Origin of the sequence: Streptomyces mutabilis (genome assembly GCF_014649815.1) — a bacterium.
Lineage (GTDB): Bacteria > Actinomycetota > Actinomycetes > Streptomycetales > Streptomycetaceae > Streptomyces > Streptomyces mutabilis.
This window is the reverse complement of the sequence record NZ_BMTT01000002.1, coordinates 282490-295713: the sequence shown is the minus strand read 5'-3', so window position 1 is coordinate 295713 and position 13224 is coordinate 282490. Positions and strand designations below refer to the sequence as shown.

11 protein-coding genes and 1 riboswitch are annotated in these 13224 nt (G+C 72.8%); of the genes, 9 read left to right on the top strand and 2 right to left on the bottom strand.

Translation table 11 applies throughout. The annotated features are described in order from the left end of the window. Positions 1-318: 318 nt before the first annotated feature. From IE142_RS05510 to IE142_RS05485, 6 genes are all read left to right on the top strand, one after another. Entirely contained in the window at positions 319-1308 is a 990-nt protein-coding gene (locus tag IE142_RS05510) for a malate dehydrogenase (protein ID WP_191884664.1), read from the top strand. A gap of 235 nt (positions 1309-1543) precedes the next feature. Continuing rightward, complete coding sequence (locus IE142_RS05505; protein WP_191884663.1) at positions 1544-3073, top strand: aldehyde dehydrogenase family protein; 1530 nt, start codon at positions 1544-1546, stop codon at positions 3071-3073. An 82-nt stretch (positions 3074-3155) separates the two neighbouring features. Continuing rightward, complete coding sequence (locus tag IE142_RS05500; protein ID WP_191884662.1) at positions 3156-4688, top strand: GMC family oxidoreductase; 1533 nt, start codon at positions 3156-3158, stop codon at positions 4686-4688. Further along, a complete protein-coding gene (locus IE142_RS05495; protein WP_191884661.1) occupies positions 4685-5827 on the top strand; it encodes a quaternary amine ABC transporter ATP-binding protein in 1143 nt (380 codons plus the stop codon). Before IE142_RS05500 ends, IE142_RS05495 begins: the two co-directional genes overlap by 4 nt. Beyond that, positions 5827-7770: an ABC transporter permease gene (locus IE142_RS05490; RefSeq protein ID WP_191884660.1), complete on the top strand. Its 1944-nt coding sequence runs from the start codon at positions 5827-5829 to the stop codon at positions 7768-7770. The genes IE142_RS05495 and IE142_RS05490 overlap by 1 nt, the downstream gene beginning before the upstream one ends. A gap of 1 nt (position 7771) precedes the next feature. Beyond that, on the top strand, positions 7772-8728 hold the full coding sequence (locus IE142_RS05485) for an ABC transporter substrate-binding protein (RefSeq protein ID WP_191884659.1): 957 nt from the start codon (positions 7772-7774) through the stop codon (positions 8726-8728). A gap of 3 nt (positions 8729-8731) precedes the next feature. Here the strand turns inward: IE142_RS05485 and IE142_RS05480 are convergent, their stop codons facing one another. Both IE142_RS05480 and IE142_RS05475 read right to left on the bottom strand, forming a co-directional pair. After that, complete coding sequence (locus IE142_RS05480; RefSeq protein WP_191884658.1) at positions 8732-9484, bottom strand: isocitrate lyase/PEP mutase family protein; 753 nt, start codon at positions 9482-9484, stop codon at positions 8732-8734. Then, positions 9481-9993 carry a carboxymuconolactone decarboxylase family protein gene (locus IE142_RS05475; protein WP_191884657.1) on the bottom strand — a complete coding sequence of 171 codons (513 nt, stop codon included), beginning with the start codon at positions 9991-9993 and terminating at the stop codon, positions 9481-9483. The genes IE142_RS05480 and IE142_RS05475 overlap by 4 nt, the downstream gene beginning before the upstream one ends. Before the next feature lie 47 nt (positions 9994-10040). Between IE142_RS05475 and pdxR the strand changes: the two genes are divergently transcribed. The 3 genes from pdxR to IE142_RS05460 all read left to right on the top strand — a co-directional run bounded on the left by pdxR (position 10041) and on the right by IE142_RS05460 (position 13063). Then, a complete protein-coding gene (pdxR, locus tag IE142_RS05470; protein ID WP_191884656.1) occupies positions 10041-11432 on the top strand; it encodes a MocR-like pyridoxine biosynthesis transcription factor PdxR in 1392 nt (463 codons plus the stop codon). A 76-nt stretch (positions 11433-11508) separates the two neighbouring features. Further along, complete coding sequence (locus IE142_RS05465; RefSeq protein WP_191884655.1) at positions 11509-11868, top strand: hypothetical protein; 360 nt, start codon at positions 11509-11511, stop codon at positions 11866-11868. 10 nt (positions 11869-11878) lie between these two features. Beyond that, on the top strand, positions 11879-13063 hold the full coding sequence (locus IE142_RS05460; protein WP_191884654.1) for a glutathionylspermidine synthase family protein: 1185 nt from the start codon (positions 11879-11881) through the stop codon (positions 13061-13063). A 59-nt stretch (positions 13064-13122) separates the two neighbouring features. After that, positions 13123-13209, top strand: a riboswitch (ZMP/ZTP riboswitch). Positions 13210-13224: the final 15 nt, after the last annotated feature.

Sequence of the window (13224 nt, the reverse complement as noted above, 5' to 3'; positions counted from 1 at the left end):
CCGCCCGCGGCAGGCATGGCCCGCGTAGGGGCGGGCACGCGAGAAGTACCCCCACGGGAGTCCGGCAACGGTATCCCCGAACGGCGGTCGCCTTCCCCCCTCTCCCGGACAGGCGGCCGCCTCTTCATGTCCGCGCCCCGCTGCCTCGTGCCTCGGGTGCTCCGACGGGAACCCTGTGGGCCGGGCCACACCGACCCGGACGTGCCGGGCACCGTGGGCGCGATAGCCTGACCGCTGGATCGATCTCTTGATACCAAGAGATCGATCAAACGCCCGGGGCCGGGACGCCCCACCGCCAGCTGTCATACGGAGAACGCCATGACTCGCACTCCCGTGAACGTCACCGTCACCGGCGCGGCCGGCCAGATCGGTTACGCCCTGCTCTTCCGCATCGCCTCCGGCCAGCTGCTCGGCGCGGACGTGCCGGTCAAGCTGCGCCTCCTGGAGATCACCCCGGCGCTCAACGCCGCCGAGGGCACCGCGATGGAGCTGGACGACTGCGCGTTCCCGCTGCTCCAGGGCATCGAGATCACCGACGACCCGAACGTCGCCTTCGACGGCGCCAACGTCGCCCTCCTCGTCGGCGCCCGCCCCCGCACCAAGGGCATGGAGCGCGGTGACCTCCTGGAGGCCAACGGCGGCATCTTCAAGCCGCAGGGCAAGGCCATCAACGACCACGCCGCGGACGACATCAAGGTCCTCGTCGTCGGCAACCCGGCCAACACCAACGCCCTGATCGCCCAGGCCGCCGCCCCGGACGTACCGGCCGAGCGCTTCACCGCCATGACCCGCCTGGACCACAACCGCGCGCTGACCCAGCTCGCGAAGAAGACGGGCGTGTCGGTCACCGACATCAAGCGCCTGACCATCTGGGGCAACCACTCCGCCACCCAGTACCCGGACGTCTTCAACGCCACGATCGCCGGCAAGAACGCCGCCGAGACCGTGAACGACGAGAAGTGGCTGGCCGAGGACTTCATCCCGACCGTCGCCAAGCGCGGCGCCGCCATCATCGAGGCCCGCGGCGCCTCGTCGGCCGCCTCCGCCGCCAACGCCGCCATCGACCACGTCCACACCTGGGTCAACGGCACCGCCGACGGCGACTGGGCCTCCATGGGCATCCCCTCGGACGGCTCCTACGGCGTCCCGGAGGGCCTGATCTCCTCCTTCCCGGTCACCTGCAAGGACGGCAAGTACGAGATCGTCCAGGGCCTGGAGATCAACGACTTCTCCCGCGCCCGCATCGACGCCTCCGTCAAGGAGCTGTCGGAGGAGCGCGACGCGGTCCGCGCCCTCGGCCTCATCTGAGCCACCCGCGTTCCGGGCCGCCCGCGGCCCCGCAGGCCCTGCACGGGCCCCGTTCCGGTACCGACCGGAACGGGGCCCGTTTCCGTACCGTTCGCCCCTTTCGCAAGTGATGAGCCGCACTTTCGGACGCCGATTCGGCATGCAAATCGAGCCGTGGGGCAGGGGCTCACGGTCCCCGGGAGTGACACGCGTGTGACACAGGGGGGTTGATCAGGAACGGAAGGCATTTCCCACCATGGCGAACCGAACGGAAACCCAGGCGGAGCGGGGTCACCGCACCATCCACGCGGGCGGCGAGTGGCTGGCGGCGTCCTCCGGCGCCACCCGCGACATCCTCGACCCGGCGGACGCCCAGCCCTTCGCCGTGGTCGCCGAGGGCGACGAGAAGGACACCGACCGCGCGGTGGCCGCCGCCCGGCGCGCCTTCGACGCGGGCGAGTGGCCGCACGCCCCGGTCGCCGAACGCGCCGCCCTGCTGCGCCGCGTCGCCGACCTCCTCGTGCGCGACCGCGAGGAGCTGGGCCTGCTCGAGAGCCGCGACGCGGGCAAGACCGTCGAGGAGGGGCGCGTCGACATCGACTGCGTCGCCGACGCCTTCCGCTACTTCGCCGACCTGGTCGCCGGGGAGGCCCTCGGCCGGGTCGTCGACGCGGGCTCGCCCGACATCCACAGCGTCGTCGTGCACGAGCCGGTCGGCGTCTGCGCGATGATCACGCCCTGGAACTACCCGCTGCTCCAGGCCAGCTGGAAGATCGCCCCGGCGCTCGCCGCCGGCAACACCTTCGTGATCAAGCCCAGCGAGATCACCCCGCTCACCACGATCGCCCTGATCGACCTGCTCGTCGAGGCCGGCCTCCCCACCGGCGTCGCGAACATCGTCACCGGCCCCGGCCACACCGTCGGCGCCCGGCTGGCCGAGCACCCCGACGTCGACCTGGTCTCCTTCACCGGCGGCCTGGTCAGCGGCACCAAGGTCGCCCAGGCCGCCGCCGTCACCGTCAAGAAGGTCGCCCTCGAACTCGGCGGCAAGAACCCGAACGTGGTCTTCGCCGACGCCTGCGAGACCGAGGAGGGTTTCGACACCGCCGTCGACCAGGCCCTCAACGCCGCCTTCATCCACAGCGGCCAGGTCTGCTCCGCAGGGGGCCGGCTCATCATCGAGGAGTCGGTGCGCGAGCGCTTCGTCGCCGAACTCGCCCGCCGCGCGGCGAGGATCCGCCTCGGCCGCGGCACCGAGGAAGGCGTCGAGTGCGGCCCGCTCGTCTCCGAGCAGCAGCGCGCCAGGACCGAGGACTACGTGGCCTCCGCCCTCGCCGAGGGCGCGGTGGTGCGCTGCGGCGGCAAGCGCCCCGAGCCGTCCCCCGAGCGTCCGGAGAGCGGCTACTTCTACGAGCCGACCGTTCTCGACCAGTGCCACCGCGAGATGCGGGTCGTACGCGAGGAGGTCTTCGGGCCGGTCCTCACCGTCGAGACCTTCCGCACCGAGGACGAGGCCGTCGCCCTCGCCAACGACACCGAGTACGGCCTCGCCGGCGCCGTCTGGACCGCCGACGCGGGCCGCGCCCGCCGGGTCGCCGGCCGGCTCCGCCACGGCACCGTCTGGATCAACGACTTCCACCCCTACCTGCCGCAGGCGGAGTGGGGCGGCTTCGGCAAGAGCGGTGTCGGCCGCGAACTGGGCCCCGCGGGCCTTGCCGAGTACCGCGAGAGCAAGCACGTTTACCAGAACCTCGCACCGAAGCCCGTCCGCTGGTTCGCCGGCTGACCGAGCGTCCCGCATCCGCCGCACCCCCTCCCGCACCCGTCACACCCCCCGCACCATCCGCTCGCCCCACTGGAGTACCCCCATGTCCGAGACCACTCACGAATACGACTACGTCGTCGTCGGCGGCGGCACGGCCGGCTCCGTCATCGCCTCGCGCCTCACCGAGAACCCGGACGTCACCGTCGCCGTCATCGAGGGCGGCCCGAGCGACGTCGGCCGCGACGACGTGCTGACCCTGCGCCGCTGGATGGGCCTGCTCGGCGGCGAGCTGGACTACGACTACCCCACCACCGAGCAGCCGCGCGGCAATTCGCACATCCGGCACAGCCGCGCCCGGGTGCTCGGCGGCTGCTCCTCCCACAACACCCTCATCGCCTTCAAGCCGCTGCCGTCCGACTGGGACGAGTGGGAGGCGGCCGGCGCCAAGGGCTGGGGCGCGGTCCAGATGGAGGCGTACTTCGCCCGGCTGAAGAACAACATCGTGCCGGTCGACGAGAAGGACCGGAACGCCATCGCCCGCGACTTCGTCGACTCCGCGCAGAAGGCGCTGGAGGTTCCCCGGATCGAGGGCTTCAACAAGAAGCCCTTCACCGAGGGCGTCGGCTTCTTCGACCTCGCCTACCACCCCGAGGACAACAAGCGCTCGTCGGCGTCGGTGGCGTACCTGCACCCGGTGATGGACGAGCGCACCAACCTCACGATCATGCTGGAGACCTGGGCGTACAAGCTCCAGCTCGACGGCACCCGCGCCGAGGGCGTCCACGTGCGCACCAAGGACGGCGAGGAGATCCTGGTCAAGGCCCGTAACGAGGTCGTCCTGTGCGCCGGCGCCGTCGACTCGCCGCGCCTGCTGATGCACTCCGGCATCGGCCCCCGCGAGGACCTCGAAGCCCTCGGCATACCCGTGGTGCTCGACCTGCCCGGCGTAGGCGAGAACCTGCTCGACCACCCCGAGTCGGTGATCGTGTGGGAGACCGACGGCCCCATCCCGGACAACTCCGCGATGGACTCCGACGCCGGTCTGTTCGTGCGCCGCGACCCCGAACACGCGGGCCCCGACCTGATGTTCCACTTCTACCAGATCCCGTTCACGGACAACCCGGAGCGCCTCGGCTACGAGCGGCCCGAGTTCGGCGTCTCCATGACCCCGAACATCCCCAAGCCGAAGTCCCGCGGCCGCCTGTACCTGACCAGCGCGGACCCGTCCGTGAAGCCCGCCCTGGACTTCCGCTACTTCACCGACGAGGACGACTACGACGGCCGCACCCTCGTCGACGGCATCAAGATCGCCCGTGAGATCGCCAAGTCCGAGCCGCTGGCCGGCTGGCTCAAGCGCGAGGTGTGCCCCGGCCCGGACGTCACCGGCGACGAGGAGCTGAGCGAGTACGCCCGCAAGGTCGCCCACACCGTCTACCACCCGGCGGGCACCTGCAAGATGGGCGCCGCCACCGACGAGACGGCCGTCGTCGACCCCGAGCTGCGCGTCCGCGGCCTGGAGGGCATCCGCGTCGCCGACGCCTCCGTCTTCCCGACGATGACCGCCGTGAACCCGATGATCGGCGTGCTCATGGTCGGGGAGCGCGCCGTCGAGCTGATCGGTGGTGACGCCCGATGAGCACTACCACCAGCGCCGGTACGCCGCCGGGCACCGACCGGGCGGACGCTCCCGTCTTCTCCGTGGACGGCCTGTGGAAGGTCTTCGGCCCGAAGGCCGCCCGCGTCCCGGCCGACCCCGAGCTGACCGCCCTGACCCCGGCCGAGCTGCGCTCCCGCACCGGCTGCACGGCCGCCGTCCGCGACGTCTCCTTCGACGTGCGCAAGGGCGAGGTCTTCGTCGTCATGGGCCTGTCCGGATCCGGCAAGTCCACCCTGGTGCGCTGTCTGACCCGGCTCATCGAGCCGACGGCCGGGTCCATCGCCATCGACGGCGAGGACGTCCGCGCCATGGACAAGTCCCGGCTGCGCGAACTGCGCCGCCACCGCGCGGCGATGGTCTTCCAGCACTTCGGCCTGCTCCCGCACCGCACGGTCCTCGACAACGTCGCCTACGGCCTGGAGGTCCAGGGCATGGGCCGCGCCGAGCGCCGCGAGCGGGCCGCCGCCGTCGTCGCCAAGGTCGGCCTGGAGGGCCTGGAGCACCGCCGCCCCGGCCAGCTCTCCGGCGGCCAGCGCCAGCGCGTCGGCCTCGCCCGCGCGCTCGCCGTCGACCCCGAGGTGCTGCTCTTCGACGAGCCCTTCAGCGCGCTCGACCCGCTGATCCGGCGGGACATGCAGGAGGAGGTCGTCCGGCTGCACCGCGAGGAGGGCCGCACGATGGTCTTCATCACCCACGACCTCCAGGAAGCCCTCAAGCTCGGTGACCGCATCGCCCTGATGCGGGACGGCCGGGTCGTGCAGCTCGGCACCCCGGAGGAGATCGTCGGCTCGCCCGCCGACGACTACGTCCGGGAGTTCGTCCGCGACGTGCCGCGCGAGCAGGTCCTCACCGTCCGCACGGCGATGCGCCCCGCGACCTCGTCCGAGGAGGCGGGCACGGGCCCGGCCCTGCTCCCCGACGCCACCGTCTCGGAGGCCATCGAGGCGGTCGCCCGGGCCGGTTCGGCCGCCCGCGTCATGGACGACGGCCGCTGCCTGGGCGTGGTCGACGCGGACGCGCTGCTCGGTGTCGTCGCCGGCACGGTCGCGCCCGGAGAACGCCCCGAGGGGGAGGCCGTCCTTCCCGAGGAGGCGGAGCTGCCCAAGGAGGCGGTCTGATGGCGACGATCACCGCCGCACCCGCCGAGCCCGCCCCGCCGGGCGTCCTCACCCGCCCCGCCGTCCGCAAGCTCCTCACCCTCGCGGTCGCCGCCGCGGTCCTCGTCCCCCTCGCCGTCACCCAGTGGGGCGGCACCACCTGGCCGAGCGTCCTCACCGTCGACGTCTCCGGACCGCTCGGCAAGGCCAGCGACTGGATCATCGACAACCGGGACAGCCACCCGCTGTTCCTCTACTTCTTCGGCCACGTCAGCAACGTCGTCGTCATCGCCGTACGCGCCGTCTACCTCGCCCTCCTCGCCGTCGGCTGGGCCGGGGTCACCGCGATCGGCGCCCTGATCGCCTGGCGGGTGGCCGGCGTGAGGCTGGCCCTCGGCACCGCCGTGGCGTTCCTGGCCTGCAGCCTGCTCGGCATGTGGGTGCCGACCATGCAGACCCTCGCGCTGATGGTCGTCGCCGTCCTCGCGTCGGTCGTCGTCGGCGCCCTGCTGGGCCTGGCCGCCGGCCTGTCCGACCGGATGGACCGCGTCCTGCGCCCGGTGCTCGACACCATGCAGGTGCTCCCCGCCTTCGCCTACCTCCTCCCCGTCGTCCTGGTGTTCGGCATCGGCGTCCCCGCCGCCGTCCTGGCCACCGTCGTCTACGCCGCCCCGCCGATGGCCCGGCTCACCTCGCTCGGCCTGCGCGGCGCCGACAGGGAGGTGCTGGAGGCCGTCGAGTCCCTCGGCACCACCGCCCGCCAGCGGCTGCTGACCGCCCGCGTACCGCTGGCCCGCAAGGAACTCCTCCTCGGCGTCAACCAGACGATCATGATGGCGCTCTCCATGGCCGTCATCGCCTCCGTCATCGGCGCCGGCGGCCTCGGCGACCGCGTCTACCAGGCCCTCGCCTCGGTCGACGTGGGCGCGGCCCTCGCGGCCGGCATCCCGATCGTGCTGCTCGCCGTCGTCCTGGACCGCGTCACCGGCGCGGCGGGGGAGCGGCTCGGGGAGTCCGGGAAGTCCCCGCTGACCTGGCTGTACGCCCTGGCCGCCGCCGCGGCCGTCGCCGTCGCCGGACGCTTCGCCGGGCTCCTGGAGTGGCCCGACGGGTGGCAGCTGAACATCGCCCAGCCCGTCAACCGGGCCGTCGACTGGATGACCGCCCACTTGTACTCCGGAATCCCCGTCGTCGGCGGCACCGCCGACTGGGCCGCCCACTTCACCAACTGGGTCCTCAACCCGCTGAGGGACGGCCTCCAGTGGCTGCCCTGGTGGTCCGTACTCCTCGCCGTCGCCGCCCTGGCCTGGCTGATCGGCACCTGGCGCACCGCGCTCACCGCCGTCCTCGCCATGGCCGCGATCGGCGTCCTCGGCGTGTGGAAGCCGTCCCTGGACACGCTCTCCCAGGTCCTCGCCGCCGTAGCCGTCACCCTGGTCATCGGCTTCGCGACCGGTGTCGCCGCCGCCCGCAGCGACCGCGTCGAGCGCGCGCTGCGGCCCGTCCTGGACGTCTTCCAGACGATGCCGCAGTTCGTGTACCTGATCCCGGTCGTCGCCCTGTTCGGCGTGGGCCGCGCGCCCGCCGTGGCCGCCGCGGTCGTCTACGCCCTCCCGGCCGTCGTCCGCATCACCACGCAGGGCCTGCGCCAGGTGGACCCGGCCGCCATGGAGTCGGCCCGCTCGCTCGGCGCGACCAGCGGCCAGCAGCTCCGCCAGGTCCAGCTCCCGCTGGCCCGCCCGGCCCTGCTGCTCGCCGTCAACCAGGGCGTCGTCCTGGTCCTCGCCGTCGTCATCATCGGCGGCCTGGTCGGCGGCGGTGCCCTCGGCTACCAGGTGGTCTTCGGCCTGGCGCAGGGCGATCTGGCGACCGGCCTGGTGGCCGGCGCGGCGATCGTCTGCCTCGGCCTGATGCTCGACCGGGTCACCCAGCCCACCGACCGCCGTCCGAGGAAGGGAGCCTGAGATGCGACTGCGCACCACCCCCGCGCTCGCCGGTGTGGCCGCGCTGACGCTGCTCACCGGCTGCGGCGCCGCCGACATGACCAAGCAGGCGTCACCGTTCGCGAACGCCCAGGGCGCCAAGACCGTCACCCTGTCCGTGCAGTCCTGGGTCGGCGCCCAGGCCAACGTGGCCGTCGCCCGGTACCTGCTGGAGCACGAGCTCGGCTACCGCGTCGACACCGTCCAGGTCGACGAGGTCCCCGCCTGGGACGCGCTCAGCCAGGGCCGGGTCGACGCCATCCTGGAGGACTGGGGCCACCCCGAGCAGGAACGGCGTTACGTCCAGGACAAGAAGACCATCGCCGCCGGCGGCGACCTCGGCGTCACCGGCCACATCGGCTGGTTCGTTCCGACGTACTTCGCGAAACAGCACCCTGACGTCACCGACTGGAAGCACCTCGACAAGTACGCCGACCTGCTGCGCACCGCGGAGAGCGGCGACAAGGGCCAGCTGATGGACGGCTCCCCGTCCTACGTCACCAACGACAAGGCCCTCGTCGAGAACCTGGACCTGGACTACAAGGTCGTCTTCGCCGGATCCGAGGCCGCCCAGATCACCCAGATCGAGCAGTTCGCCAAGGAGAAGAAGCCCTTCCTCACCTACTGGTACACCCCCCAGTGGCTGTTCGAGAAGGTCCCGATGACGGAGGTGAAGCTGCCCCCGTACAAGGAGGGCTGCGACGCCGACCCGGCGAAGGTCGACTGCGCCTACCCGGTCACCCCGCTCCAGAAGTACCTCAACGCCGACTTCGCGAAGAACGGCGGCGACGCGGCGGAGTTCCTGAAGAACTTCAAGTGGACGACCGAGGACCAGAACCAGGTCTCCCTGATGATCGCCGAGCAGAAGATGCGGCCCGAGGAGGCGGCGAAGAAGTGGGTGGACAGCCACGGATCCGTCTGGGAGAAGTGGCTGCCCTGACCCTCATCCCGCCAGATCCGCCGCGATCTCCCGCAGCGCGCCCTCCGCGCGCCGCAGGAGTGCCGGCCCGAACGTGATCCGGGTGGCCCCGAGTTCGCCGAGCCTCCGCAGCTCGGCGGACGCGGGGCCTTCCCCGGGACGCCCGCCGACGTTCACCGGCCCCTGGATGCCGGACCGCAGCAGCGGCAGTACGCCGTCGGGGGCCCCGATCGGATACACGCAGTCGGCACCCGCCGCGACGTACAGCGCGGCCCGCTCGATCGCCGCGTCCGGATCACCGACGCCCCTGATGAAGGTGTCGATCCGGGCGTTGACGAACAACCGGCCCCCGGCCGCCGCCCGCACCTCGGCCAGCCACTCCGCGTGCTCCCGCGGGTCCTTGAGCACCCCGTCCGCGGAGTCCTCCAGGTTGCAGCCCACGGCCCCCGCCTCCAGCAGCCGCTCCACCAGCTCCTTCGGCGCCAGCCCGTACCCGTCCTCGACGTCCGCCGACACCGGCACGTCCACGGCCCGCACGATCCGGGCGACCGCCGCGAACATCTCGTCGGCCGGGGTCGCCCCGTCCTCGTACCCGAGGGACGCCGCCACGCCCGCGCTGGGCGTCGCGAGCGCCGGGAACCCGGCATCCGCGAAGACGCGGGCGCTGACCGCGTCCCAGGGGCCGGGGAGGACCAGGGGGTCGCCGGGCGCCCGGCCGTGGTGCAGGGCCCGGAAACGCTCCGCACCCGTCGCCGGGGGCGTCGCGAGGCCCGTCATCCGTGCTGCCCCGGCGCGTAGTGGCCCGGCGCCAGCCGGCACGTCACGCCGAAGCGGTTCCAGGCGTTGATCACCGTGATCGCGGCGATCAGGTGGGCCAGCTCGGTCTCGTCGAAGAACTCGGCGGCCCTCCCGTACACGTCGTCCGGCACGAAGCCGTCCGTCAGCACCGTGACCGCCTCGGTCAGCTCGAGCGCCGCGAGCTCCTTCTCCGTGTAGAAGTGCCGCGACTCCTCCCAGGCGCTGAGCTGCACGATCCGCTCCACGCTCTCGCCGGCCGCGAGGGCGTCCTTGGTGTGCATGTCCAGGCAGAAGGCGCAGTGGTTGAGCTGGGAGGCGCGGATCTTCACCAGTTCCTTGAGCTTCGGGTCCAGGAGCCGGCTCGCCGCCTTCTCCAGCCCGAGCATCGCCTTCCAGACCTCGGGGGCGTGTTTGGCCCACTCCAGTCGGGGGGCCTCCTCGGACGCGAAGGCGTCGGGTGTCGCGGTGATGCTCTCGTTCGTCGTCATGCCCTCGAGACTAGGGGCGAGGCAGCCCACGGGTATGGTCCATTCCCATGGCGAAACCGTGGGCCGCTTTCGGCGTAGACCTGCACCTCGACCGGTCCGGCCCCGGACTGCGCCGGGGCCTCACCGACGCCCTGCGCGAGGCCGTCCGCGGCGGCCGGCTGGCCCCCGGCACCCGGCTGCCCTCCTCCCGCTCCCTCGCCGCCGACCTGGGCGTCGCCCGCAACACCGTCGCCGAGGTCTACGCCGACCTCGTCGCCGAGGGCTGGCTCGCCGCCCGCCAGGGCTCCGGCACCCGCGTCGCCGACCGCACCCCCACCGCCCCCGACCGGCACCCCGCACCCCACCGCCGGGAACCGGCCCGCCCCGCCTACGACCTGATCCCCGGCACCCCCGAACTCGCGTCGTTCCCCCGTGCCCAGTGGCTGCGCGCCGCCCGCCGCGCCCTGACCGCCGCCCCGGACCGCGCCCTCGGCTACGGCGACCCCCGCGGCCGCGTCGAACTGCGCACCGAGCTCGCCGGCTACCTCTCCCGCGCCCGGGGCGTGCACGCCGACCCCGACCGCATCGTCGTCTGCTCCGGATTCCTCGGCGGCCTGGGCCTGCTCGCCGACCTGCTGCGCCACCGGGGCACCCGCTCCGTGGCCGTCGAGTCCTACGGCCTGCCCCACCACCGCCGCCTGATCAGCCGCGCGGGCCTCGCCACACCCCCGCTGCCCTTCGACGACGGCGGCACCCTTCCCCCCGACGACGACCCGGCCACCGCCCAGGCGGTCCTGCTCACCCCCTCCCACCAGTTCCCGATGGGCCTGCCCCTGCTCCCCGAGCGCCGCACCGCCCTGATCGACCGGGCCCACCGCACCGGCGGCCTGGTCCTGGAGGACGACTACGACGGCGAGTTCCGCTACGACCGCCAGCCCGTCGGCGCGCTCCAGGGCCTCGACCCCGACCGCGTCGTCTACCTCGGCACCGCCAGCAAGTCCCTCGCCCCCGGCCTGCGCCTGGGCTGGCTGGTACTGCCGCCCTCGCTGGTCGAGGAGGCCATGGACGCCATGCCGGGCCGCACCCCCGGCGTCCTCGACCAGCTGACCCTCGCCCAGTTCCTCGCCTCCGGCGACTACGACCGACACGTCCGCGCCGCCCGACTGCGCTACCGGCGCCGCCGCGACGCCCTGGTCGCCGCCCTCGCCGAACGCGCCCCCGAGGTACGCGTCAGCGGCATCGCCGCCGGACTGCACGCCGTGCTCCGACTGCCGCCCGGCACCGAGCAGCAGGCGGTCCGGGCCGCCGCCTGGCACGGGCTCGCCGTCCACGGCCTGTCCACCTTCCGCCACCCCGAGGCGGACGTCGCCCCGTTGGACGCCCTCGTCGTCGGCTACGGCACCCCGCCGGACCACGCCTGGGCGGGGGCTCTGGACGCGCTGTGCCGTTCGCTGCCGTAGAGTCCCCCGGCGACGGCCGTACACTCGATCGGCCCAACTGTCGTGCAGGAAAGCGGACAACGGGGGAGAGACGCACATGGCGGAGACCCGGCGACGGCTGCGATCGAGCACCGTGGTGCTCGGCGGAATGGGAGTGCTCGCGGCGGCCCTGAGCGCGTGCGGATCGGACCCCGACCGCCGCTGCGTGGACCGCGACAGCTACGACTACATCAACGGCTACAAGGTCGTCGCCGACAAGAACTGCAAGTCGGGCTCGTCCGGCGGCTCGTACGGCAAGGGCGGCAAGAAGAAGGGCTCCAAGGGCGTCGACGACGCCGACTGGTACTACGACGCCGACGTCAGCAACGGCTGGGCCGACGGCGGCACCTTCAGCCGCGACGAGGCCGTCGACCGCGGCGGCTTCGGCTGCTCCGGCTCCGGCAGCGGCGGCGGCTGAGGGCCGGACCATGGAACGCCGCACCACGGAGCCCCGCCCCGGCTGGCAGCAGATCGTGGAGGAGCAGGGCTGCATCTACCCGCTGACCCGCTACCCCGACGACACCCTGCGCCCCTACTGGGACGAGAGCGCCTACTACGTCTTCTCCCTGCCCGAGGTCGAGGCGCTGGAGGAGGTCGTCGAGGAACTGCACCGCATGTGCCTGGCGGCGGCCGAGCACATCGTCACCGACGGCCGCTTCGCCGACCTCGGCATCACCGACCCGCGCGTGGTCCGGGCGGTCACCGAGGCCTGGCACCGCCGCGCCGAACTCCCCTCCGTCTACGCCCGCTTCGACCTGCGCTTCGACGGCACGGGGCCCGCCAAGCTCCTGGAGTACAACGCGGACACCCCGACCTCCCTGGTGGAGGCCGCCTCCCCGCAGTGGTTCTGGATGGAGGAGCGCTTCCCCGGCGCCGACCAGTGGAACAGCCTCCACGAGCGCCTGATCGACGCCTGGAAGAAGCAGGCCGCCCTCCTCCCGCCCGGCAGCCCGCTGTACTTCGCGAACTCCGAGGCCGACGAGCTCGGCGAGGACCTGATGACGGTCGCCTACCTCAAGGAGACCGCCGAGCAGGCGGGCCTGGCCACCGAGTGGATCTCCATGGAGGAGATCGGCTGGGACCGCCTCTCCGGCCGCTTCGTCGACACCAGGCTCCGTTTCATCCGCAGCATCTTCAAGCTCTACCCCTGGGAGTGGCTCACCACCGACCGCTTCGCCGACCACGTCCTGGACACCCTCGACAACGGCGGCGGCACCGGCACCACCCTGTGGATCGAGCCCGCCTGGAAGATGCTCCTCAGCAACAAGGCCCTGCTCGCCGTCCTCTGGGAGCTGTACCCCGGCCACCCGAACCTGCTCCCCGCCCACCTCGACGGCCCCCGCGAGCTGGCCGACACCACCGGCTACGTCGCCAAGCCCCTCCTCGGCCGCGAGGGCGCCGGCGTCACGGTCCACCGCCCCGGCACCGAGGCCCCCGCGCGCACCGAGCCGTGCTGCTACCAGGAGCTGGCCCCGCTCCCGGACTTCGACGGCAACCGCGTCGTGCTCGGCGCCTGGGTGGTGGAGGACGAGTCGGCGGGCCTGGGCATCCGGGAGTCCTCGGGCCTGGTGACGGACGAGTACGCCCGCTTCCTGCCCCATGTGATCCTCTGAACACCGTCGCTCGCATGGTGGACGCCGCGGCCCGGCACTCCGGGCCGCCCGGTAGGCTGGCCGCGGGCCGTGACTGGCGCGCTGGGATGGGACCGACCATCGGGGAGCGGCCCGAGCGACGAGTGCCGTGCGCCTGGGCCGTACCGTGAGAACGCCACGTC

What these genes read in the sequence shown, in the direction of transcription:
- IE142_RS05510 (WP_191884664.1), top strand. Translation starts at nt 319, where the DNA reads ATGACTCGCACTCCCGTGAACGTCACCGTCACCGGCGCGGCCGGCCAG.
- IE142_RS05505 (WP_191884663.1), top strand. Translation starts at nt 1,544, where the DNA reads ATGGCGAACCGAACGGAAACCCAGGCGGAGCGGGGTCACCGCACCATC.
- IE142_RS05500 (WP_191884662.1), top strand. Translation starts at nt 3,156, where the DNA reads ATGTCCGAGACCACTCACGAATACGACTACGTCGTCGTCGGCGGCGGC.
- IE142_RS05495 (WP_191884661.1), top strand. Translation starts at nt 4,685, where the DNA reads ATGAGCACTACCACCAGCGCCGGTACGCCGCCGGGCACCGACCGGGCG.
- IE142_RS05490 (WP_191884660.1), top strand. Translation starts at nt 5,827, where the DNA reads ATGGCGACGATCACCGCCGCACCCGCCGAGCCCGCCCCGCCGGGCGTC.
- IE142_RS05485 (WP_191884659.1), top strand. Translation starts at nt 7,772, where the DNA reads ATGCGACTGCGCACCACCCCCGCGCTCGCCGGTGTGGCCGCGCTGACG.
- IE142_RS05480 (WP_191884658.1), bottom strand. Translation starts at nt 9,484, where the DNA reads ATGACGGGCCTCGCGACGCCCCCGGCGACGGGTGCGGAGCGTTTCCGG.
- IE142_RS05475 (WP_191884657.1), bottom strand. Translation starts at nt 9,993, where the DNA reads ATGACGACGAACGAGAGCATCACCGCGACACCCGACGCCTTCGCGTCC.
- pdxR (WP_191884656.1), top strand. Translation starts at nt 10,041, where the DNA reads ATGGCGAAACCGTGGGCCGCTTTCGGCGTAGACCTGCACCTCGACCGG.
- IE142_RS05465 (WP_191884655.1), top strand. Translation starts at nt 11,509, where the DNA reads ATGGCGGAGACCCGGCGACGGCTGCGATCGAGCACCGTGGTGCTCGGC.
- IE142_RS05460 (WP_191884654.1), top strand. Translation starts at nt 11,879, where the DNA reads ATGGAACGCCGCACCACGGAGCCCCGCCCCGGCTGGCAGCAGATCGTG.